The following is a 21,132-nucleotide window of genomic DNA, read 5'->3' as shown; positions in this document are numbered from 1 at the left end:
CGGGAACCTTACGGTCCCGCCGCCCCGGAAGCAAGGGACATTGCGGGAAAACGGCGGATCGGGACCAGGCCCGGCCGGGGCCGGCTCACAGGTAGCCGAGGTCCGACAGTTCGGCCGCCAGCCTGGCCGCCGCGTCGTCGTCCGTATCCGCCGTGCCCCCCGCGCCCCCCGTGCCTGGTGTCGCGCTCCCGGTCGCCGCCGCCGCGCCCGCCCCGGTCCGGGCGTCCGGCGTGCCCGGCCGGAAGGCCTCGGCCAGGACCCGGCCGTCCATGCCGTCGGGGACGGCCTCGCCAAGCGCATGGAGGAGGGTCGGGGTCACGTCCGGCATGGCGGCGTCCGCCAGTTCCACCCCGGCGGCAATGCCCGGGCCGGCCAGGGCGAAGACGCCGTACTGCTCGTGGCGGCCGCTCCAGGGGTGGGAGGTGAAGAGCCCGGCCGGCGCGTCCCGGCCGTAGAGCGGGATCTCGTGGGGCACGAGGACCTGGTAGCCGGGGGAGCACAGGGTCACCACATCCGGGGCCCGGGCCACAGCCGGCCCCTGGTAGAGCTCCTCCCGGGCGTGGACCGCCGCGAAGGGCCGGGTGCGGGTCTCGGGATCGGCCAGGGCGAGAAGGCCTGCCCGCAGCCGCGCGACGAGTTTCGGCCGGGCCGCCTCGGCCACGACCCGGGGATTGAAAAAGACGCCCCCGGCGATGCCTTCGGACAGGCAGGCGGTTCGGTCCCAGTCCACGATGGAGGCAAAGAGGTTGTTGACGCGGTGGTGGGCCCGGGAGGCGGCCTTTCGCCGGGCGGCCAGGACCGACGCCGGCAGGGCGGCCCGGGCCAGGGCGGCCACCGCCTGGCGCAGGCGCGAGGGAGGCCGGGCGGCGAGGGTTTGGGCCAGGTCGCCGCGAAGGACGAGCAGGCCCTGGTCCATGAGCCATCTGTTGAGGAAAACGGCGCGCTTGAGCGGTCCGGCCCCGTGGTCGGACACGAGGGCTACGGCCGTGTCCGGCGGGCAGGCGTCGAGAATGCGCCCCAAGGCCGCGTCCAGGCCCTCGTACACGGCCTCGATGGCCTGGCCCAGCGCGGCGTGGTCCGGGTGGGCCGGGTCGCGGTAGCCCCAGAAGAAGTGCTGCACCCGGTCGGATTCCATGAAGACCGAGCAGAAGTAGTCGAGGGGCCGCTTGCGCATGAGCCACAGCGTCAGGTCGCACCGGGCGTCGATGCCGGCCAGGAGGTTTCGCAGATACCGGCCGGGGTCGGGATCGCGGGGCGGGGAATCGCGGTAGGGGCCGAAGCGGGCTTCGACCGCGGCGAGGAGCTCCGGCGGGTGGGTGACGACCCGGGCCCCGGACGGGGTGAACATGCCCGGGATGACCAGGCCGTCCACGGCGTCCGGCGGCCAGGTCACGGGCACGTTGACCGCCCCAGCCGGCCGGCCCCGATCGGAAAGGATGGACCAGACGGGCGGGGCCAGCCGGTTGGCCGCGGACACGAACCGGACCTCGTGGGTGTGGGGATCCAGGGTCAGGGCGTCGAAGATGCCGTGGCGGCCGGGATGCATCCCCGTGGCGAAGCTCGTCCAGGCCACGGGCGTGACCGGCGGCACGGTGGAGCGCAAGGGCCCGTGGACGCCCCGGGCCAGGAGCCCGGCCAGGACCGGCAGGCGGCCGGCCGCGACCATGGGTTTCAGGATGTCAAAGGTGGCCCCGTCCCAGCCGACGACCACCACGCGCGCGGCCTTCATGCCAGTCCTCCCGGTTTGGCCCCGGCCGAAGGGCGGGGGCCCATGACGGATCGCAAAAGGAGCAGGTCGTTTTTGCCGAACGCGCCGAGCCCGGCCAGGACCCCGGCATAGACGGCCGTGCCCGCCGCGGCGCCGAGAAGCGGCGCGTGGCCCAGGAGCAGGCAGGCCCCGAGGCAGGCGCCGCCGGCGCAGCAGACCCGGGCCAAGGGCCCGGCCGCCCGGGGCCGGAAGCCGTGGCGGGCGGCGAAGCGGCTGGAGAAGGCCAGCAGCCACAGGTAGGAGGCCACGGCCACCACGGCCGCGCCGGCCGCCCCGTGGCGCGGCACGGCGTAGAGGTTGCCGAGGATGTTGAGGGCCAGGGCGGCGGCCGCGTAAAAGAGGGCGTAACGCTGGCGGCCGATGGCGACCAGGAGGTTGTTGACCAGCATGTCGAGGGCCAGCGGGACCACGGCCAGGGCCAGCAGGCGCAGGACCGGGGCGGCCCCGGCGAATTTCTCCCCGAAAAGGAGCAGGCAGGCCGGCTCGGCGTAAACGGCCAGCAGGATCGCGGGCAGGGCCATGGCGTAGAGGGTCTGGGCAAAGACGAGCCGGTAGAGGCGGCGGGCGGCCGGCCGGTCCGCCGGGGCCAGGCGGGCCAGGACCGGATAGACGGCCAGCATCAGGGCCTGGGGCAGGATTTCGAGCTTGAGGACGAACTCGTGGGGGGCCTGGAAATCGGCCACGGCCGCGAGATTCGAGAGCCAGGCCAGGGCCAGGGTGTTGGCCCGAAAGAGGTTTTGCTGGAAAAAGACCCCGAGCCCGACCACCGAGGTGGCGGCCAGCATCCGGAGCAAGGCCGCCCGGTCCCGGTCGAAGGCCGGCCGGACCAGGGACCGGACCACCACCCGCCAGACCAGGGCCGCGTGCAGGCCGGCGGCGAGGAGCAGGGCCGCGAGGACCCCGGGCAGCCCCTGGCCGGAAAAAAGGGCCAGGCCCACCAGGGCCAGGGAGGCGGCCCCGGTCAGGATCGAAAGCGGCGGCTCGTAGGCCATGCGCTCGTAGGCCTGGAACACGGCGCAGCCGAGCAGGCCCATGGCCCGGCAGGCCTCGATGCCGAAGGCCAGGACCAGGGCCGGGCCGAGGGCGGCCGGCCCGCCCGGGAAAAGGCCGATGGCGCCAAGGACGAGTCCGGCGGCCGCGGTCAGCAAAAGGCGCAGCACGAGGGCCCGGCCGACGATCACGGGCCCGTCCGCCCGGCTCGCCGCCAGGTCGCGGATCATGACCTGCTGGATGCCGCCGTAGGTGATCGCGACCACGGCCGCGGCCAGGGCCGTTGCCGTGGCGTAGCGGCCGTAGGCGTCAAGGGGCAGGCTCCGGGCCACGGCCAGGAGCACGCCGAAGCCGGCGGCGGCCTGGACGGCCCGGGAGGCGGCCAGGGACAGGAAATTGCGGGCCAGGGACCCGGGCGGCGGCGTCACCACGGACCGCCCCCGGCCGGCCGCCTTTGGGCCGGGGAGGGCGGGACGCGGCTCAGTAGGGATTGGTCGCGCACGCCAGGGTCCCGGCCAGGGAGGCGAGCAGGCCGCGCGGCAGATGGTAAAGAACGAAAGTGGCGTTGCCGGCGGCGACGTAGGGGGCCAGTTCCGGGGGCACCCCGCCGGCCGGCCGGTCCAGGGCCAGGAAGACGCGGTCGTCGGCCGGGCCGTCCAGCATCTGGGACGGCAGGCGCACCGGCCGCTCGGCGTCGAGCGTCAGGCCGAGAAAGGCCCATTTCCACGGGTCGGCCGAGCACACGGCCACGGGCGCGGCCGGGGCCCCGGCCAGGGCGGCCCGGAGGGCCGTGGTGTCGCAGTCGATGACCCGGTAGCGGCCGTGGTTGCGCACGTAGCGGGGATAGTCCCGGTCACGGGCCGCATAGGCCGGCCGCAACCCGGCAAAGGCCAGCTGCCAGCCTAGAAAGGCCACGGCCACGACCGTGCCGGCCTGGGCCAGCCGGTCCGCCCACCGGGCGGGCAGGCGGACCCGGCCGGCCCTGGCCCCCAAGGGCTGGCGGGCCAGGGCGGCGTAGAGCGGCAGGGCCAGGAGGAACGGATAGAAGTAGGACAGGCCCTTGCCCGCCACCCAGGGGGCGTTTTTGAAGGTGAAAAGGGCGAAGGCGGCCAGGGAGGCGGCGGCAAAGGCCAGGGCGGCCAGGGGCGCGTCGTGGTCGCGGTCGGTGGCCGCCCGCAGGGCGCCAAGGACGAACAGGACGGCCATCGACAGGGCGAAAACAGTGACCAGGACCGGGGGCAGGTTCAGGAACGACAGGCCGGGCAGGCCTGAAAAGCCGTTTTCGGCCAGGGGCAGGCCGAAGATCCCGGCCGGCACGTTATGGAAAAGCCACTGGAAGTAGGCTTCGGCCCACAGTTCCGGCGCGGTCTCGGTAAAGTGGATCTGGGCCAGCATGTGTTCGAAGAGAAACCGCACCGGCCAGGTGGCGGCCATGCCGCAGGCGAATCCCCCGGCCTGGACCAGGACCTCGCGCCGGGTGAGCCGGCCGGTCATGGCCTTGGCCAGGACAAAGGCGGCCACCGCGCCGGCGATCATGGGGAAGATCTCGGTGTAGTTGACGAAGCAGGCCAGAAACGACAGCCCCAGAAGCCCGAGCCGGCTGGCGGTCGGGCCCGGGCCCCGTGGCGCCGGCAGGGACACGGCATAGGCCAAAAGGACGGTCAGGGGCAGGACGTTGATCTGGGAAAAGGCCCGGATGTCGAGCACGAACTGGCCGTAGAAGCCGGTGGCCAGGGCCAGGGCGGACAGGGCCGCGAACAGGGGGCCAAGGCCCATGGCCGCCAAAAACGGCAGCAAGGCGGCATACAGGAGGACAAAGCTCGTCAGGGTGAAGGTGTACTGGAACTCAAGCGGCCCCTGGCCGGCCAGCCGGGCGCAATAGGCCAGCATGGCCCCGGAGGTCCAGCGGATGCTCAGCATGGAGCGCGGCGGCCCGAGCATGGGGTCGGCGGCCTCCACTTCCGCGGCCGTGTGGGCGAAGGCCCAGGCCCGGGGGTGCTCGTCGAAGTATTTGGCCAGAAACGTGTAGATGAGCGAATCGCTGGCGTTGCCGCGAAAAACGGCCCAGCCGCCGTTGCCGGCGGCCAGGGGCGCGGTCAGGAGCCCGAGGCAAAGGGCCAGCCCGGCCAGCCCGGGCAGGAGCCGGCGGCGGTTGGCCGTGGCCAGCCGGGCGGCAAGCCTGCGGCGCACGGCCACGAGACAGGCCAGGGAAAGGGCGAGCAGGCCGGCGGTCAGGGGGAACATGGCCGAGGCGACCGTGCCCTCCCGCAACAGCCAGCAGGTCAGAGTGACGCTGGCCAGGGCATAGCCCGCGGCCGGGGCCAGGGCCAGGAGGGTCGACAGGCCCGCGCCCGGGACGAGGACGGCCAGGGGGCCAAGCCCCACGCCGGCGAACACGGCGCAGTTGAGAAGGATGGCGGCTGCGGCTTGGAACATGGCGGGGCTTATTGGGCGGCGTCCGGCAGGTTGACGGTGACGTCGCAACGCATGCCTTCGTGGATGCGCAGGCCGGGGTTCGGCAGGGTGAGTTCCACCTCGTAAAACGACGGCTGTTGGAGCATGGCCGGCTGGGCCACGAAGTCCACCTTGGTGATGGTGGTCTGGAAGGTCTGTCCGGGCAGGGCATGGAAGACCAGGGTGGCCGGGTCGCCGACCTTGAGCTTCTGGGCGGCGATCTCGTGGACCGAGGCCCGGATGAGCATGGGGTCCAGGCGGCCGACGGTGATGAGGGAGGCCTGCTTGGTGAAGGCCATGCCCGGCACGAGGCTCGAATTGGTCCACAGGACATAGCCGTCCACGGGGGAGCGGATGTAGCCGATGCGCGGCAGCTTGTGCACGTCGATGTCCTTGCCGTACTTGGACCGGGCGATGAGGATCGCGTTGTCGTAGCGCTGCTGGGCCAGGTCGCGCTCCTCGGCCAGATAGTCGCGCTGCAGGAGCAGGCCGTCGATTTCCTTGGCATTGAGCCGGACGTCGATGGGGGCCACCGATTGGTCGGCCCGCATGTTTTCCAGGTCCGCCTGGTGTTGGCGAACCTTGGTCAGCTTGCTGTCGACCACGGCCAGGGCCTGCTCCAGCCCGTTGAGCTTGGCCCGGGACAGGGCTTCCTTTTCGGCCATCAGGCTTTCGAGGGGCAACTCGTAGGTGATGAGGACCTGCTCCTCGGAGACCTTGTCCCCGACCTTGAGCGGCGCCGACAGGATGCGCAGCCGGCGCATGTCGGAACCGAGGGCCGCGGCGGATTTTTCCTCGACCCCTTTTTCCTTGGGCAACTCGTAGACGTTGGGCGCGATGCCGCTGCCCTGGCTTTTGGACGGGTCGGCCTTGGTCAGAAACGGCCAGGTGATCTCGTACTTGATGGGGCAAAAGCTCTTGCCCAGAAAGGTCAGGGGTTCGGCCGAAGCCCGGCCGGCCAGGCACAGGACCATGGCGGCCAGAAGGCCGGGGATGCATCGCATGGGTTTCATGGCAAACCTAAAATCGCAGAGGGTTGACGGCGTGGACGCCGGAGAAAGGCGCGCCAGGAGCGGCGCGGAGAGCCTGATACACCATCTCCGGGCGGACCACAACGCGTGGCCGGAGACGGTTTCGCCGGCGCGGCCCGGGACGGCTCGTGTTGCGCCCCTTGAAGGATACGCCAGTATTTTTCAAGAAAAAAAGAATCATCCTCGGTTGTTACCCATGAAAGAAAGCAGGTGCCTTTTCCATGGACGCACCCCTAGAGTTGCCGCACATCCACGCCCCGCTCGGCTTCGATGCGGGCCTGCAGGCGTTCCAGGCGGGCCGTCAGGTAGGCCAGCTCATAGGTTTCCGGCAGTTCGTGAAAATCGGCCATGTCCGGGTCGAAGGCGGCGAGGTCCAGGACCACCCGTTCGGCCACCAGCCGGACGTAATCGGAATAGCTGGGAAAATCCAGCGGCCGGCCCGGCGCGCGCAGGCTTCTGGCGAATTCCAGGGCCTCGGCGTAGGCGGCGGTGTCGAAAATACCGGGATTTGCATCTTGCATGGCGCGTTCCTTTCTTTTCGGGACTTCCGGGCCCCGGGGCGCGGCGACCGGGCTCAGTAGCCCGGCCAGCCCGGGTAGCCCGGGCCGTAATAGGGCCTTGGCGGGGCCTCGTCCCCCGGGGTTTCGCGGACGGCGGGCGTTTTTTCCTTCTTGCCGGCGGCCCCCGATTTGCCGGCCTTGCCGGTGGCGGCCGGGGCGGCCTTGGCGGAGAGGCCCTCGACCCGGCCGGACAGGGCCCGGATCTCGGCGGTCAGCCGCTCCAGGGCCTTGGTGTCCTCGGCGGCCCGCAGGGCCTCGACCCGGGAGGAAAGTTTGGCCATGGCCTCGCGCAGGGCCTTGATCTCGGCCTCGAGGCCGGAGACGTCTTTGGCCGGGACGGGCGGCAGGGGCGGCGGCATCTCGCGCACGGCCCGCTCCACGGCGAGGACGTCGGTCCGCAGCCGTTCGGTGGCAAAGCCGAGCCACACCACGCCCGCCAGGACCAGGAGCAGGACCAGGACGCCGGCCGCGGCCACGCGCCCCCATGGGAAGGTCTGCCGATCCATGTCCTGTCGCCTCCTTTGCCCGTCCGGTCCCGGCGACGGCACGCGCCGGGCCTTCGTGGCATGGTTGCGGCCATACACCATTTGCGCAGGGCCCGCCAGCCGTGGTACCGGCCGCCATGCCACCGAACAGGACAACGCATGCCGGCGGTTCGTGACGCCCTGGTCTGGGCCTACTGGCACCCGTTTCGGCTGCTCGTCCGGGCCCTGCCGGCCGGCGCGGCCCGGGCCCTGGCCCGGGGGCTCGGCCGGGTCCTGGCCCGGGTGCCCCATGCCCGGCTTGCCGGCATGGCCGAAGCCGCCCGGCTCGTGCCCGGGGTCGCGGACGATCCGGCCGTCCGGCTGGGGCTGGCCCGCCGGGCGCTGGTGGAATTCTGCCAGACCGACCTGGAGGTCCTCCTTTTTCCCGGCCTGACGCCCGCGCGCACGGCCCGGCTGGTGGCCATCCGCGGCCGGGAGCGCCTGGACGCGGCCCTGGCCCTTGGCCGGGGGGCCATGCTGGCCTTCGGGCATTTCGGCGCCAACCAGATGATCATGGCCGCCATCGGCCACGCCGGCTACCGGATGTGGCAGCTGTCGGCCCCGGCCACGGTCTTAAACGCCCGCCTGCCCGAGAAGAGGCGGCCGGCCGTGGCCCGGACCCGGGAGCTGCGCGCGGCCCACGAGCGGAGCCTGCCCGTCACCCACATCGATGTCTTCGGCAGCCTGCGGCCGGCCTTCGCCTGCCTGCGGGCCGGGCATGTGCTCGGCGTGGCCGTGGACGGCGGGGGCGGGGAACGGCGGGCGGCGGTGCCGTTTCTCGGCCGGCGGGCCCTTTTTTCGCTCGGGCCCATGCTCCTGGCCGGCCGGACCGGATGCGCGGTCCTGCCCTGCTTCATGGAGCGGGGGACCGATGGCCGTCTCACCCTTCGCATCGAGGAGCCCTTGCCGCTCGTGTCCCCGGCCGCCGGGGAGACGGAGGCCGGGGCGGCCACGGCCAACACCGCGCTTTTCGCCGCCCGCCTGTCCGAGGCCGTTGTCGCCAACCCCAGCCATTACCTCCATTTCCTGGCCTTTCGGGAGCTTATGGCCGCCGGCGGCCATGAGCCGTTTTTCGAGCGGGACTGAAGCCGGACGCGGCCGGAAGGCGGGGTGCCCCAGGCAGGCGTCGCCGGCCCGCAAGGACACGCCCCGGCCCGAGACTGGACAACGCCGGCCGCCTCCATTACCCAGGGCGGGCCATGCAAAGCACCACGACGACCGCCGGACCGATTCCGGCCACGCCGCCGCGTCCGGACCGGCCGGGATTTTTCGCCCGTCTGGACTGGGGACTTCTCCTCCTTTTGGCCGTGGCCGCCTGCCTGCTGTTCTACAACCTCGGCCAGCGGCCCTTCTGGCAGGACGAGGCCGAAACCGCCTGTCTGGCCAAAAACGTCCTCAAAACCGGGCTCCCCTATGCCTACGACGGCGTCAATGTCGTCTCCCAGGAAGAGGAGCGCGAGTTCGACAAGACCGGCGGCTATCTGTGGCGCTGGTCGCCCTGGATCCAGATCTATCTGCAGGCGGCCGGCTTCGCCGTGGGCGGCTTCGACACCGCCGCCGGCCGGGCCCCCTTCGCCCTGGCCGCGCTCCTGTCCGTCTTCTGGACCTACCGGCTGGTGCGCCGCCACTTCGGGGACCGGTCCTGGGCCCTCATGGCCGCGACGCTTTTGACCCTGTGCGTGCCCTTTCTCCTTATCGGCCGGCAGGCCCGGTACTACGCGCCAGGGACGCTCATCGTCCTGTGGACGCTCGACGCCTTTTTAAGCGACTGGCAGCACCGCTGGCGGCCCTGGCTGGTCACCTTTTTCGGGATGGTGCTGCTTTTCCACGCCAACTACCTGCTCTTTCTCAGTTTCGCCCCAACGGCCCTGGCCGCCGCCGTGCTCGTCTATCCCGAGCGCATGGCCTGGCGCCGGCTGGCGCTTTTGGCCGGGGCCACCCTGGCCGTGGCCGTGGTGCCGGGGATCTTCCTCTACCGCATCGGCCGGCAAAGCGGCATGTTCGACGTGCTCCTGGTGCCGGAGAACATGATGCTCTATTTCGCGGACCTGTGCATGTTCTGCATCCCGCTGCCCGTGTCGGCCGCCCTGGCCTGGCGGTGGCGGGGCTTCGTCACGCGGCTGGCCCGGCCGTCCGATCCGGGCGAGCGGTTCGTCCTTTTCTCCGCCGTGCTCATTGTCCTCAGCCTCCTTTTCCTTGGCATCGTGCCCCAGCGGTTTTTCCGCTACATCGCCCACCTGCTCCCCTTGTGCGCCATCCTCCTTGCCTGGTGCGTGCGCCGGCTGTGGGGCTTTTCCCGGGTGTCGGCCGTGCTCCTTTTTTTCCTGCTGGCCTTCACCAACTGGCTGGCCGTCTATCCCATGGAGCGGCTCAAGATCGTCAACCGGCCCTGGCAGAACGATTTCCGCATGCTGACCTCGCTCAATTTCCCGATCAAGCTTTTTGCCACCGAGCTTGTCTGCGGCTACCCCGACGTCAACACGGCCATCATCGACTTTTTCAAGGCCCACGCGAAGCCCGGCCAGACGGTGCTGGCCGAGTACGGCGAGCTGCCGCTCATGTTTTACGTCGACGGCCTGCACATCCTCGGCGGCCTGCAAGGCCCGGTGCCCGAGGGCACGGTCCCGGACTGGGTGCTGCGTCGCCGGGTGGTCCGGGTCAACCGCGACCGGTTTCTTTTCGGGGCCCGGGAATTCACCGACGCCATGGACCTGTCCCGCGACTACGAGCGGGTGCCCCTGGCCTTTCCGGACGAGACCTTCGGCAACCGGACCGACGACCCCAACCACCACTATTTCATCGCCGTGGAAGCGCCCCAGAAGGAACTGGAAGTCTGGCGGCGCAAGGGGGTGACGCCGTGAAGCGACTGTTCACCCGCGACAACGCCATTCGCCTGCTCTTGATCGTGGCTCTCGGCGGCACGGTCTGGAAGGGCTTCCTGAAGACGCCCGAGGCCGCCTCGCACCTGCGGCCCAAGGCCTTCTACGACGACCTCGTCAACGACGGCGAAAATACCGCCATCATGAAGGAGCGCCACCGCGACGTGCTGGAAGCAACCGACAAGGCCGTGCGGGTGCGCCTGGACGAGCTTCGCGCCGGCGTCTACGTGCCGGGGGCCGGGTCGCTCGTGTCCGAGGAGTCGCTCGTGCGGGCCATCCGCAAGGATGTGGCCACCCGGGCCCGGGCCGTGGACGACGAGGTCCGGGCCTGGGAAAAGCTCGAGCGGGCCAGACGGCTCGAGGCGTCCGGCTGGCGCATGCCGCTTGGCTGTTCGCCGGTTGCGGCGGCCCCGGCGTCCGGCCAGGCTGCGCCGGGCGGGGAGGGCGGACAGTGAGCCTGCCCCGCCGCACCGTAAGACGGGCCCTTTACGCCGGGCTGGCCGTGGGTATCCTGGCCCTTGGCGCGGTCGTCTGGTTCGGCGCCTGGTACTACCCGGCCATGGGCCTGGCCGGCATCCCCAAAGACGGCTACCGCCAGGCCATGGAACGGGCCGCCCGGGGCATGGCCGCCTCGGAGGGCCTCGCCTACGAGGATTTCGATTTCCTGAAGTTCCGGCAGGTGGAGCGGGGCGGCGAGGCCTACGCCTGGGGCGCGGCCCGGTGCCGGGCGGCCGACGGTTCCACCAGCTTCTACTGGGTCTACCTCGAGTGGAGCAAAAAGCGCGGCCAGTGGCTGCGCAACTACAGCCTGGAACTGGCCGCCCCGGACGACGAGATCTATTTCACCCGCTTTGAACCCCGGCAGTTCGGCCGGGCCCGGCTGGCCATCGGCAAGCTCCTGGGGCAGCTGGCCGCCCACGTCCGGGAGGCCCGGGCCTGGCGGGCAGGGGCCGTCGGCGGCCAAGGCTTGCAAAGGCCGGGCCTTTGACGTATTGGCCGTTGCTCCGGCCGAGTGCCGGCAGCCGGCCAGGCTGGCAGGCCGCAGGCGCGGCGGACTTTTCCCCCCATCCGCACCGCCGTCTGTTCCCAAACCACTCGAGGATGAAACGAACGCCATGACACTTCGCCAACGCTGCGACCACGTCAACGCCCTGTATTCGAGCATTTCCGCCCAGGGGATCAACCCCTACTTCAGGCCCATCGCCAAAACCTGGGGCACCGAGGTCGAGGTCGAAGGCCGCCGTCTCATCATGATCGGCTCCAACGACTACCTGGGCCTTTCCCACGACCCCCGGGTCATGGACGCCTCGGCCAAGGCCGTCTACGAGTGGGGCACCGGCCCCGGCGGCTCGCGGTTTTTAAGCGGCAACATGGTGCTCCACCACCAGCTCGAGGAGCGGCTGGCCGCCTTTGTCGGCAAGCGCGGCGCGGTCGTCCACGTCACGGGCTTCAGCACCAACATGGGGGCCCTGGGCGTTCTGGTCACCCCGGCCGACACCGTGATCTGCGACCGGGAAAACCACGCCAGCATTTTCGAAGGCATCAAAAACACCCGGGCCCGGCTCGTCACCTTCGCCCACAACGACGCCGCCCAGGCCATGCAGCGCGTGGAAGCCGCCAAGGCCTCCCGCCCGGACGGCGACGTGTTCCTCATTACCGAGGGCGTTTTCAGCATGTCCGGCGAGCTGGCCGTGCTGGACGAACTGGCCGCCATCAAGGAAGCCCACCCGGACATCATCTTCTACCTGGACGACGCCCACGGCCTCGGCGTCTTCGGCCGGGGCGGACGCGGCGCGGCCGACCATTTCGGCATCACCGACAAGGTCGACTTCATCATGGGTACGTTCAGCAAGTCCATGGCCTCCATCGGCGGATTCATCGCCGCCGACGACGAGGACATGCTGCGCTACCTGCGCTACCAGTCGCGCACCCAGATTTTCTCGGCCGCCCTGCCCGCGGCCAACACCGTCGCCGTCCTGACCTGCCTCGACATCCTGGAGCGCGAGCCCGAACGGGTGGACCGGCTCCACGAGGTCACCATGCGCATGCGCCAGGCCTACCGCGACATCGGGCTTCGCATCGGCAACTCGGCTTCCCCCATCATTCCCATCATCATCGGCTCCGACGAGAAGGCCTTCCAGTTTTCCCGCGCCCTGTTCGAGGCCGGCGTGTTCGCCCTGCCGGCCGTCTACCCGGCCGTGCCCCGGGGCCAGGCCCTTATCCGCACCGCCTACATGAGCACCCACCAGGACCGGCAGCTCGATTTCGTGCTCACCGTGCTCGACCGCCTCGCCAGGGAGTTTGGCGTGCGCGAGTGCGACATGGTTGCAGAGCCGGGCCAGGCCTGCCAGGACGAGGCCGCCGAGGCCGCCGGCAAGGCCAAGCTCTCGTACTTGTAAAGCGTTCCCGTCTCCGGTATGGGCGAGGAAGCATCCGGGCGGGCCTGGCCTCCCGGTATCCCACTATGGCTATAGGAAAGCGAAAGCAAATAACGGTTGCGGAACTCGACCGCATACGGCGCCGTGGCGCCGGTCCTTTGCGTTACTACGACCTCGTGCGCGTGAGCGTGCGGGAAGTCTTGCGCAAGCGCCGCCGCTACATCGGCGTTCTGGCCTCCATCGCCCTTGGCATGGCGGGATTCATCGTCATCATCACCATGGGCAACGATCTCAAAAAGAACTTCAACAACGACCTGGACCTGCTCGGCGGGGCGACGATCATAAACGCCATGTTCGAGCAGCCCCAGCTCGACCGCCAGGAGTGGTTTCGCGACCGGACCCTCGAGGCCATCGGCCGCATCCCGGGCGTGCTCGACACCACCAAGGTGGCGCTCAAGACCAGCGCCCTGACCACCTGGCACGACCGGCTTTTCGGCTTCAACCTCGTGGGGTGCGAGGCCAACTACTGGAAGGTCTTTTCGTTCAACGCCGCGGCCGGCCGCCTGTTCGACGCAAAGGACATCGAGGAAGGCGCCCGGGTCTGCGTGGTCGGCTCCGACCTGGCCCGCCAGATCTTCGGCGGCGACAAGGAAGCCCTCGGCCAGATCCTGTCGATCGACGACAATCTCTACACCGTCATCGGCATCCTCGGCGGCGTCCGGGCCGGAGACCGCAGCCTTTTCGTCTTTTTGCCCATCACCACGGCCCGGGCCCGGGTGGTCGGCATCTCCCAGCCCTACAGCTCGTATATCCGCTGCGCCACCTGGGACGACGTGGCCCCGGTGGCCAAGGCCGTGCCGGGGGTGGTCAAGGCCAACCAGTCCGATCGGGGACTGCGGATCAACGTGGCCTGGGAGCCCTTGAAGCAGGTGCAGCGCATCTTCTGGTGGGTGGAGCTTTTCATCTACAGTTCGATCGTGGCCACCATGATCCTCGGCGGGTTCGGCATCTGGAACATCATGATGGCCACCGTCACCAGCCGGACCCGGGAAATCGGGCTCAAAAAGGCCATGGGGGCCCTCGATACCGACATCCTCTACCAGTTTCTTTTCGAGGCCCTGTGCGTCACCCTGTCCTCGTCGGTGTTCGGGGTGATCCTTGGCCGCATCGGCATCGAGTACATGAGCCGGATGCTCGGCTCGCGCCCGCCCGAAGGGCTCTTTTTCATCTGTCTGATGATGGGCCTGGGCTTTGCCGCCGTGCTCGGCGTCGGGGCCGGCCTTTATCCCTCCATCCGGGCCAGCCGGATGCAGGTCGTGGACGCCATGCGCTATGAGTAACCAGACGGCCGGTTCCGGCGACAACGATCTTGTCATCGACATCAACAACCTGACAAAGACCTATAATTCGGGCCTCGAACCGATCCGGGTGCTGAAAGACGTGAACCTGCACGTGCGGCGCGGGGAGATGGTGGCCGTCATGGGGCCGTCGGGATCGGGCAAGTCCACCCTCCTTTTCATTCTCGGCCTCTTTCAGCCGCCGTCCACGGGCGGCTACAAGGTGGCCGGCGTGGACGTCCTGTCCTTGTCCCGCGACCAGCAGGCCATTTTTCGCCGGGAGATGCTGGGATTCGTTTTTCAGACCTGTGACCTGCTCGAAAACTCCACGGTGTACGAAAACCTGGAGTTGCCGCTCATCTACGCGGGCGTCCCCCGCCGGGAGCGGCCGGACCGGATCAAGGAGGCGCTTCGCATGGTGGCCCTCGACCACCGGGTCTACCAGCCCTCCAACCGCCTGTCCGGCGGCGAGCGGCAGCGGGTGTCCATCGCCCGGGCCCTGGTCAACGAACCCGAGTTCATTTTGGCGGACGAGCCGACAGGCCAGCTTGACCGGGAAAACAGCCTGCGTGTACTGGAGTATTTTACGAAGATCACGGAAGAGGCCCGGACAGCCATGGTCGTGGTCACCCATGACCAAATGACGGCCGAGCATTGCACGCGCAAAGCGGTCCTGACGGACGGCTATCTTAACGGTTGAACGCTCGACGGGGAGGAGCGCATGACCAGGGATTTGACCTACGGGCAGCGGGTTGGCACGCCAGGGGGTGGCGTGTCCGGCCGCGGCGGAAAGGCGGGGGGGGCGCGTCTGGCCACGGCCGTGATGCTGTGCCTGGCTCTTTTGCTCGGCGCCATGCCGGTCCGGGCCGCGCCCGGCGACCGGTACACCAAGGACAAGGTCAAGGGGGCGTCCGCGCCCGCGGCCCAGGCGCCGGCGGCTCCGGCCGCCCGGCCGGCAACGGCGGCCAATGACCAGGACGACGATGCGTCCATGGATTTCGCCCGGTCGAAGGGCTCGGGCATGGCCCTCGGGGCGGTGACGGTCAAGTCGCCGGCCGACTTCCAGGAGTGTGTGCGCGTGGCCCTGGCCCAGTCGCCGCTCCTGACCAAAAGCTCCATCGAGATCGAATCCAAGCGCCTGGACGTGGGGGATGCCTACTCGCAGTACATCCCGACCATCGTCATGAGCACCACCTTTTACATGCGGTTGCCGGAATATAAAAATCTGGCCGGAACGGCGTGGAACTCCTACGCGGCGGATAACGCCTCCTCCAATCCCGCGCAGAATTTGTCCAATTCCATCACCGCGGCCAACGCCATCTATGCCGGCAACTCCGCCAACCGCAGCCGCAAGGCCTACGACCTGAACTTCTCGACCGGGGCCTGGAACCCGCTGCTGACCGCCTTTGACGTGCAGGCGAAAAAGGAGATGGTCAACATCGCGGTCCTGTCGCACCTGAAGGTCATCGACCAGGGCTTAAAGCGGCTTGGCACCATCTTCCTCCAGCTCGGCATGGTCGACACCATGATCAAGATGGCCAAGGAAAAAGAAGACCTGGCCGTCAAGAATCTGGAGTACGTCAAGACCCGGGCCGGCCTCGGCCAGGGCGCGGAACTCGACGTGCGCATCGCCGAGACCAAGATCAATCTGGCCAAGGCCGAGGGCGAGAAGATGCGGACCTCGAAGTCCGTGCTCCTCGACGAGCTCAAGTTCGTCATGGGCGTGCCCTTTGTCCAGAAGGTCGACCTGTCCCTGGCCAACGCTTCCAAGCAGGTGCTCGAGGACTTCAACCCGGCGGGCGTCTCCGACGAGACCCTGCGCCGCCACTCCTTCCAGCTGCGCATCCACGAATACGAGAAGGGCCTGCAGAAGAAAAACATCGCCCTGTCCTACATCCACTTCCTGCCGACCTTTTCCTTCGGCTTCACCTCGGTCTCGACCCTCAACAGCACGAGCTACAAGGACGACACCTCCAGCCTGCCGTTCATGTATCCGAACCTGACGCTGAACTTCCCCTTCGACCTCTGGACCAAGGCCCGGGATGTCAGCCGGCAGTACAAGAAGATGGCCCAGTTAAACGTCGAGGGACGCAACCTCGAGTTCACGCTCATGAGCCAGTTCCAGCAGGCCCTGGCCAAGCTGCGCTCGGCCAATTCCGATGTCAAATTCGCCGCCTCCTCGGTCGAGCTGCAAAAGCTGACCGCCCAGCAGGCCCAGTTCCGCTTCGAGTCCGGCCAGGCCGAGTACGACGCCATTGTCCGGTCCATGAGCGAGTACCTCGACAGCCGCCAGAACCTGCTCATGAAGGAGTACGACCGCGACGTCGCCATGCTCGACGTCCGCTCCATCTCCGGCGACTTCCAGGACCGCTACATCAACGTCAGCATCATGGAGAGCCTCTAGATGCGGTTTTTCGTCTCGCTTCTGGCCGCCGGGAGCTTGCTCGCCGGGGCCTGTGGCGCAAGCGCCCAGGCCAAGGCTCCGGCGGCCCCGGCCGCCCAGACTGCCCCGGCCACGCAGGCCGCCGAATCGGCCTCGTTTCGCCCCACGGAAATCAACTTTTCCGGCAAGCTCTACAGTCCGGTCAAGCTCTCGGTCTTTTTGCCGTATAACGCCAAGATCACGGCCCTTTCCGCCCAGATCGGGCAGAAAGTCAAGCGCGGCGACGTCCTGGCCACCTACGAGATCCCCCTCGAGACCCGCATGGACGAGAAGACCAGACTCTCGCCGGCCAACATCAAGGAGCTCGAGTACAAGATGGCCGCGGCCGACAAGGAGATCGACCGCCTGTCGGCCAAGGGCCGCGAACTCGAGGCCATGAGCCAGCGCAACATGGCCTCCCAGCAGTCCCTGTCCATGAACGCCAAGGAAATCGAAGTCTTCCGCAAGGAAAAGAGTTCCATCGGCGAACAGCTGTCCCTGGCCAGGGAACTCCTGTCCGACCGGGTGGAGCTGGCCGAGGACCGGTTCGGCAAGGGCGCCGGGGTCGGCAAGGTGCCCAAAGACGGCATCGTCAAGGCCCCGACCGACGGCTACGTCATGTGGATGAACCCGGAGCTGCGAAACGGCGTCAAGCTGGCCAAGGAGTCCGAGCTCTTCCAGGTCGGCTCCATCAACCCCATGATCATCCGGGCCCAGGTCCACGAGATCGAGGCCCAGAAGCTCAAGGAAGGGGAGGCGGCCGAGGTCGTCTTCGATTCCCTGCCGGGTAAGAAATACGCGGCCTCGGTGTCGCGCATCCCCTGGGCGCCCATGGCGGCCACCCTGCAGCAGCCGTCCTACTACGAAGTCGAGCTGACCATCCCCAACCCGGGCCTGGAGCTCAAGGAAGGCCTCAAGGGCCAGATCACCATCCAGCCCGGAAAATAGGACCGCGACGCCCGGCATGACAGACTTGACCCTGACCGTCGCCCCCGTGGACGGGGAGGCCGACCTCGACGCCTTCATCCGCTATCCGTGGGAAATCTACCGCGACGACCCCCTGTGGGTGCCGCCGCTTCTTTCCATGCAGCGCGACGTGCTGGACCGGAAAAAAGGTCCGTTTTTCGAGTTCGGCCAGGCCCAATATTTCCTGGCCCGGCGAAACGGCCGGGTGGTCGGCCGGATTTCCGCCCATGTTAACGGCCTCTACGAGCAATACCACGACACGGAGACCGGGTTTTTCGGCTTTTTCGAGTCCGAGAACAACCCGGAGACGGCCCATGCCCTGTTCGACGCCGCGGCCGCCTGGGTGCGCGGCTTCGGCAAGGTCAAGCTCCACGGGCCCCTGTCTTTTTCCATCTACGACGAGGTCGGGCTCCTGGTCGAAGGCTTCGATTCGCCGCCGTCCATGATGCAGACCCACAATCCGCCCTACTACGAGGATCTGGTCCTGTCCTGGGGGTTTGCCAAGACCTTTGACTGGTACGCGTACAGGATCAGCCGCGGGCCGGGCCGGGACACCGCCGACGCCGACAAGCTGGCCAGGATGCGCGACGCCATCCTAAAGCGCCAGCGCTGCACCATCCAGCCCATCGAGCGCAAGGACTTCGCCAAGCGCGGCCCCCAGATCAAAGAGCTTTTCAACGACATCTGGAGCAAGAACTGGGGCCATATTCCGCTGACCGACCGGCAGTTCAGGGACATCTTCGTCACCTTGCAGCCGCTGGTGCGGCCGGATCTGGAAAGCATGATCCTCGACGGCGACGACATCGTGGCCTTTTCCGTGGTGTCGCCGGACATGAACCGGTCGGTCAAAAAGTTCAACGGCAAGTTCGGCTGGTGGCAAAAGCTCCAGCTCCTCTACGACTGCCGGGTGCGGCCCCTGACCCACTGCCGGGCCATCATCATGGGCGTGGCCAAGACCCACCAATGGAAGCGCCTGCACCACGCCATCATCCTCAACATCGTGGTCAATTTCCTCCAGAACCATCCCACCATGGAATACTGCGACTGCTCGCTCATTCCCGAATCCCTGGAGCAGTGGAACAAGACCCTTCGCGACTACGGGGGCGAGCGCTACAAGGTTTTCCGCCTCTATGACCGTTCCATCTGACCGGCCGGTCCGCCTGGCGGACTGGCTGTGGGTCGGCTTCCTGTCCGTGCTCGTTTTCGCCGTGGCCCACCGCCATGGCTTCGCCTCGCCCTTTGTCGTCAACGACGACGTCCGCCAGCAGCTCTACTGGATGGCCCGCTGGCTCGACCCGGCCCTCTATCCGCCTGATCTCCTCGGCGACTATGCCGCCGGCTACGTGCCGGCCGGGGTCAAGGCCCTCTATTTCGCGGCCGCCAAGGGTTTGGGTGTCGGACCGATCCTTTTTTCCAAGCTTTTGACCGGCGGCCTGTTCGTCACCCTGGCCCTGGCCTTTTTCGGCCTGGGCGCCCGGCTCGAAGGCCGGGTCCTCGGTTTTGTCTGCGCGGCCATGGCCTGGACGCTGCCTTTTTTTCTCAAAAACATCTCCGGCGGCCTGTCGCGGTCATTTGCCGCCCCGCTTTTGGCCCTGTTTCTCCTGGCCTGGCTGCGCCGCTCGGCCCGGGGCATGGCCGTGGTCCTCCTGGCCGAGGCGGTCTTCATCCCCTACATCGCCTTTTTGTGCGCCGGCTGCGCCTGCCTGGACGCCGTTGCCGCCCGCCTGACCGACCGGCCGGACGCCCCGTTTCCGGTGCGCCCCTGGCACGGCCTGGTCCTGCTGGCGGCGGCCGGCCTGGTCTGGTCGTTCAACCACGCGCTTTCCGCCTCGGGCTTCGGCCCGCTGGTCGGCCGGGCGGCCCTGGCCGTGGGGCCTGAATTCACGACCGCCGGCCGGCTGGAACTCTACCCCCTGGCGAACCCCTTTTTCGATCTCGTCTATTGGCCGTTCGAGAGCATCGGCCTTTTTCTCGACATCGGCCTTGTCGCCGGCATCCTGAGCCTTGCCGTTCTTTTGCCGTTCGTGGTCGTCGGGGCCAGGCGCGCCCCCTGGCCCCGGTATCTGCCCGGCCTGCGGCCGGCGGCCATGCTCCTGGCCGGGTCGCTTCTGCTCTACGTCCTGGCCCGGGCCGTGGCGCTCAAGCTTTTCGTGCCGGACCGCTACATCACCTACACCATAAACCTGCTCTACGCCCTGGGCCTGGCCGTGGTCTTGCGCCATGCCCTGGCCGGACCCCTCTCCCGGGCCGGCGGCCGGGTCTGCCTGCTCCTCCTGGCCGTCGGGGTCGGGGCCGTGCGCCTGACCGACGACGGGCTCTACGACTACAAGGCCGACGCGGCCCTCTACGCGGCCGTGGACGCGCTGCCCAAGGACGCCCTCCTGGCCGGCAACCCGGTACTCCTGGACAACGTCCTGACCTTTGGCCGGCGAAACGTCCTGGCCTCCTTCGAGCTGGCCCACCCCTGGAGCGAGGGCTACTGGGCCAGGCTCTACCCGAGGCTGGCCCATCAGGCCGAGGCCTATTACGCCAAAGACCCGGCAACGGTGCTCGAATTCGCCCGGGCCTACGGCGTGACCCATCTGGTGGTGCGCGAGGCCGACCTGACCCCGGCCGCCATGAAGCAGGGACCGCTTTTCGCGCCCCTTGACGACCGCCTCCGGGAGCTGGCCGAGGCACCCGGCGAATTCGCCCTTCTCGACGGGGAGAAATTCCCCTATACCAGCCCTGAACCCGGCCTGCGCCTCATCGACCTGCGCCCCCTGCTCGCGGCCGGGGAGAAAGGCCTGCCCTGACCCCCGGGGCCGTTGGCCCGGGTACCCAGAATACAACACGGCGGGGACCATGCCGGATATGCTTTCCATCATCATTCCGCTTTACAACGAGCAGGACAACATCGGGCCGCTGGCCGAAAAGCTCGATGCCGTCCTGCCGTCCCTCGGCAACCCCTTCGAGATCATCCTGGTCAACGACGGCTCCACCGACGACACCAGGGCCCGCCTGGACGCCCTGGCCGCCGGCAACGACCGGGTGCGCGTGGTCCACCTGCGCCGCAACTTCGGCCAGACCGCGGCCATGATGGCCGGCATCGACCTGGCCCGGGGCGACATCCTCATCCCCATGGACGGGGACCTGCAAAACGACCCGGCCGACATTCCGCGCCTCTTGGCCAAGCTCGACGAGGGTTTCGACGTGGTCTCGGGCTGGCGCAAGGACCGCAAGGACAACCCGATCAAGCGCAACTTCCCGAGCAAGGTGGCCAACGGGCTCATTTCCGCCATCTCGGGGGTCCGCCTGCACGACTACGGCTGTTCGCTCAAGGCCTACCGCCGGGCCATCATCAAGGGGGTCAAGCTCTACGGCGAGATGCACCGCTTCATCCCCATCCACGCCGCCTGGCAGGGCGCCCGGGTGACCGAGGTCGGCGTCACCCACCACCCCCGCATCCACGGCCAGTCCAAGTACGGCATCGAACGGACCATCAAGGTCATCCTGGACCTCATGACGGTCAAGTTCCTTGACAAGTACGCCCAGAAGCCCATGTACCTCTTCGGCGGCTTCGGCCTGGCGAGCCTCCTCGTATCGGCCTTTTTTTTCGTGTTCATGCTCTATTGCAAGTTCGTCCTCGGCAAGAGCTTCATCGAGACGCCGCTGCCCCTGGCCGTGGTCATGTTTCTCCTCATCGGCATCATGGCCATCTTCATGGGCCTCATTGCCGAGATCCTCATGCGCACCTACCACGAGTCCCAGGACAAGCCGACCTACATCGTGGACTGCACCCGCAACTGCAAGGAGCCCAAGAGTGGCCCTTAAAAAATATGAT

General features: G+C 68.3%; 18 protein-coding genes. 12 read left to right on the top strand and 6 right to left on the bottom strand.

Annotation, left to right across the window (positions count from 1 at the left end; genetic code table 11):
• Positions 1 to 85: 85 nt before the first annotated feature.
• The 6 genes from DFW101_RS10560 to DFW101_RS10535 all read right to left on the bottom strand — a co-directional run bounded on the left by DFW101_RS10560 (position 86) and on the right by DFW101_RS10535 (position 7,309).
• Positions 86 to 1,729 carry an alkaline phosphatase family protein gene (locus DFW101_RS10560; protein ID WP_009181505.1) on the bottom strand — a complete coding sequence of 548 codons (1,644 nt, stop codon included), beginning with the start codon at positions 1,727 to 1,729 and terminating at the stop codon, positions 86 to 88.
• Positions 1,726 to 3,189: an oligosaccharide flippase family protein gene (locus tag DFW101_RS10555; RefSeq protein ID WP_009181504.1), complete on the bottom strand. Its 1,464-nt coding sequence runs from the start codon at positions 3,187 to 3,189 to the stop codon at positions 1,726 to 1,728. The genes DFW101_RS10560 and DFW101_RS10555 overlap by 4 nt, the downstream gene beginning before the upstream one ends.
• A gap of 49 nt (positions 3,190 to 3,238) precedes the next feature.
• Positions 3,239 to 5,194 carry a hypothetical protein gene (locus tag DFW101_RS10550; protein WP_009181503.1) on the bottom strand — a complete coding sequence of 652 codons (1,956 nt, stop codon included), beginning with the start codon at positions 5,192 to 5,194 and terminating at the stop codon, positions 3,239 to 3,241.
• 8 nt (positions 5,195 to 5,202) lie between these two features.
• Positions 5,203 to 6,225 (bottom strand): efflux RND transporter periplasmic adaptor subunit, encoded by a 1,023-nt coding sequence (locus DFW101_RS10545; protein WP_009181502.1) that lies wholly within the window; start codon positions 6,223 to 6,225, stop codon positions 5,203 to 5,205.
• A 251-nt stretch (positions 6,226 to 6,476) separates the two neighbouring features.
• Complete coding sequence (locus DFW101_RS10540; RefSeq protein ID WP_009107088.1) at positions 6,477 to 6,764, bottom strand: hypothetical protein; 288 nt, start codon at positions 6,762 to 6,764, stop codon at positions 6,477 to 6,479.
• A gap of 53 nt (positions 6,765 to 6,817) precedes the next feature.
• Positions 6,818 to 7,309 carry a hypothetical protein gene (locus DFW101_RS10535; protein WP_009181501.1) on the bottom strand — a complete coding sequence of 164 codons (492 nt, stop codon included), beginning with the start codon at positions 7,307 to 7,309 and terminating at the stop codon, positions 6,818 to 6,820.
• A gap of 138 nt (positions 7,310 to 7,447) precedes the next feature.
• Between DFW101_RS10535 and DFW101_RS10530 the strand changes: the two genes are divergently transcribed.
• The 12 genes from DFW101_RS10530 to DFW101_RS10475 all read left to right on the top strand — a co-directional run bounded on the left by DFW101_RS10530 (position 7,448) and on the right by DFW101_RS10475 (position 21,122).
• Positions 7,448 to 8,413: a lysophospholipid acyltransferase family protein gene (locus tag DFW101_RS10530; RefSeq protein ID WP_009181500.1), complete on the top strand. Its 966-nt coding sequence runs from the start codon at positions 7,448 to 7,450 to the stop codon at positions 8,411 to 8,413.
• Positions 8,414 to 8,526: 113 nt separating this feature from the next.
• Entirely contained in the window at positions 8,527 to 10,188 is a 1,662-nt protein-coding gene (locus DFW101_RS10525; protein ID WP_009181499.1) for an ArnT family glycosyltransferase, read from the top strand.
• The gene (locus tag DFW101_RS10520; RefSeq protein WP_009181498.1) at positions 10,185 to 10,661 is read left to right on the top strand and encodes a hypothetical protein; all 477 of its coding nucleotides are present in this window, start codon (positions 10,185 to 10,187) and stop codon (positions 10,659 to 10,661) included. Before DFW101_RS10525 ends, DFW101_RS10520 begins: the two co-directional genes overlap by 4 nt.
• Positions 10,658 to 11,194: a hypothetical protein gene (locus DFW101_RS10515; protein WP_009181497.1), complete on the top strand. Its 537-nt coding sequence runs from the start codon at positions 10,658 to 10,660 to the stop codon at positions 11,192 to 11,194. The genes DFW101_RS10520 and DFW101_RS10515 overlap by 4 nt, the downstream gene beginning before the upstream one ends.
• Before the next feature lie 127 nt (positions 11,195 to 11,321).
• Positions 11,322 to 12,605 (top strand): aminotransferase class I/II-fold pyridoxal phosphate-dependent enzyme, encoded by a 1,284-nt coding sequence (locus DFW101_RS10510; protein ID WP_009181496.1) that lies wholly within the window; start codon positions 11,322 to 11,324, stop codon positions 12,603 to 12,605.
• A 137-nt stretch (positions 12,606 to 12,742) separates the two neighbouring features.
• Positions 12,743 to 13,924 carry an ABC transporter permease gene (locus DFW101_RS10505; protein WP_232285973.1) on the top strand — a complete coding sequence of 394 codons (1,182 nt, stop codon included), beginning with the start codon at positions 12,743 to 12,745 and terminating at the stop codon, positions 13,922 to 13,924.
• Positions 13,917 to 14,621 (top strand): ABC transporter ATP-binding protein, encoded by a 705-nt coding sequence (locus DFW101_RS10500; protein ID WP_009181494.1) that lies wholly within the window; start codon positions 13,917 to 13,919, stop codon positions 14,619 to 14,621. The genes DFW101_RS10505 and DFW101_RS10500 overlap by 8 nt, the downstream gene beginning before the upstream one ends.
• 21 nt (positions 14,622 to 14,642) lie before the next feature.
• Complete coding sequence (locus DFW101_RS10495) at positions 14,643 to 16,325, top strand: TolC family protein (protein WP_009181493.1); 1,683 nt, start codon at positions 14,643 to 14,645, stop codon at positions 16,323 to 16,325.
• Positions 16,326 to 17,291, top strand: coding sequence for an HlyD family secretion protein (locus DFW101_RS10490; RefSeq protein WP_009181492.1), 966 nt, complete (start codon positions 16,326 to 16,328; stop codon positions 17,289 to 17,291). It abuts the gene before it with no gap.
• A gap of 16 nt (positions 17,292 to 17,307) precedes the next feature.
• Positions 17,308 to 18,456, top strand: a complete 1,149-nt coding sequence (locus DFW101_RS10485; protein ID WP_009181491.1) for a hypothetical protein — start codon at positions 17,308 to 17,310, stop codon at positions 18,454 to 18,456.
• The gene (locus tag DFW101_RS10480) at positions 18,440 to 20,104 is read left to right on the top strand and encodes a hypothetical protein (RefSeq protein ID WP_009181490.1); all 1,665 of its coding nucleotides are present in this window, start codon (positions 18,440 to 18,442) and stop codon (positions 20,102 to 20,104) included. The genes DFW101_RS10485 and DFW101_RS10480 overlap by 17 nt, the downstream gene beginning before the upstream one ends.
• A 49-nt stretch (positions 20,105 to 20,153) precedes the next feature.
• Positions 20,154 to 21,122 (top strand): glycosyltransferase family 2 protein, encoded by a 969-nt coding sequence (locus DFW101_RS10475; protein ID WP_009181489.1) that lies wholly within the window; start codon positions 20,154 to 20,156, stop codon positions 21,120 to 21,122.
• Positions 21,123 to 21,132: the final 10 nt, after the last annotated feature.

It is taken from the genome of Solidesulfovibrio carbinoliphilus subsp. oakridgensis (assembly GCF_000177215.2).
GTDB classification, from domain to species: domain Bacteria; phylum Desulfobacterota; class Desulfovibrionia; order Desulfovibrionales; family Desulfovibrionaceae; genus Solidesulfovibrio; species Solidesulfovibrio carbinoliphilus.
Note: the sequence above shows the minus strand (reverse complement) of the source record. Positions and strands in the feature narration are given on the sequence as shown.